At 68.7% G+C, this 1506-nt stretch carries 1 protein-coding gene; it reads left to right on the top strand.

Features of this window, described 5'->3' with window-relative positions; translation table 11 throughout:
• Positions 1-162 precede the first annotated feature (162 nt).
• Positions 163-1308, top strand: coding sequence for an IS701 family transposase (locus AF1_RS32480; protein ID WP_242609080.1), 1146 nt, complete (start codon positions 163-165; stop codon positions 1306-1308).
• Positions 1309-1506 lie beyond the last annotated feature (198 nt).

Genomic DNA, 1506 nt, shown 5'->3' with positions numbered 1-1506 from the left:
TACTCCAGCCGCACTTGGAGATCTCGGTCTGATCGAGGTCGGGACGTGAGACGGCCACCGCTGTGATCGTGTGGGTGTGTTGAGACCAGACGATCGGCGGTGGCCGTGCCGCCTACTGTAGAAGATGTCGATCCGGCGGGGTGGGCTGATGGGTTCGATGAGTTGTTCGCGCAGGTGGTGGCGCCGTTCTTCGGGCGCCGGGAGCCCCGGGTGCGGGCCCGGTGGTATCTGCTGGGGCTGTTGAGCGGGCTGGAGCGCAAGAACGGCTGGTCGCTGGCGGAGTTCGCCGGGGACATCACTCCCGATGGGATGCAGCGGCTACTGAATCACGCCCGCTGGGACGCCGATCAGGTGCGGGACGCGCTGCGATGGCAGGTGGCCGAGCGGCTCGGCTCGGCCGACGCGGTGCTGGCGGTCGATGACACCGGGTTTGAGAAGAAGGGCCGCCGCAGCGCGGGGGTGCAGCGGCAGTACACCGGCACCGCAGGCAAGATCACCAACTGTCAGATCGGGGTGTTCTGCTCGTATGTGAACCCCGATAAGCAGCGGGTTCTGATCGACCGGGAGCTGTATCTGCCCGAGTCCTGGTTCGCCGATCCGGGCCGGCTCGTCGACGCCGGGGTCGACGAGCGCACGCGGTTTGCGACCAAGCCGGAGCTGGCCTGGCGGATGATCGAACGCGCCGCTGATGATCCGCTGCTGGTGTTCGGGTGGGTGACCGGCGACGAGGCCTACGGCGACAACACCGTGCTGCGCCGCCGCTGCACCGGCCGCGGCATCAACTTTGTGTTCGCGGTCTCCTGCGACCACCCGCTCGTGCTCGGCGGCACCCGCACCAGGGCCGATGCCGCGTTCGCCGGCCTGGGGGAGACGGCGTGGCAGCGGCACTCGTGCGGAAACGGCGCCAAAGGCCGCCGCTGGTACGACTGGGCATGGATCAGCCTGGGCGAACACGAATGGATGCTGGCCCGCCGGTCGATCAGCGACCCCACCGACCTGGCGTTCTACCGGTGCCGGGCGAACCGGCCGGTCGGATTGCCCGAGCTGGTGCGGGTGGCAGGCTCCCGCTGGAGCGTCGAGGAATGCTTCCAAGCGTCCAAGAACGAGGTCGGCCTGGACCACTACCAGGTCCGCAAGCACACCGCCTGGTACCGGCACGTCACCCTGGCCATGGTCGCCCACGCGCACCTGGTCTTCCTGGCCGCCGCCCCACCCCCAGGCCGAAGCGGCACCGACGACGGCGAGGCCGACGACCTCGCCACACAGGGGGCCGTCCCGGCAGGGACGTTCACCCTGCCGGCGGTATGAAGGTGACGATCCGGACGCGTTGGCCCCGCTCACGGTCAACGAGATCCGCCGCCTCCACGCCCTCCTGCACCCGACCCGGCACCCACCCGCACACCATCTGCACTGGTCACACTGGCGACGCCGCCACCAAGCCCGTGCTCGAAGATGCCACTACCAGCGACAACGAGAACTCACCCATCTCTAAATGCGGCTGGAGTA

This window comes from Actinomadura formosensis NBRC 14204, from assembly GCF_001552155.1.
Lineage (GTDB): Bacteria > Actinomycetota > Actinomycetes > Streptosporangiales > Streptosporangiaceae > Spirillospora > Spirillospora formosensis.
Note: the sequence above shows the minus strand (reverse complement) of the source record. Positions and strands in the feature narration are given on the sequence as shown.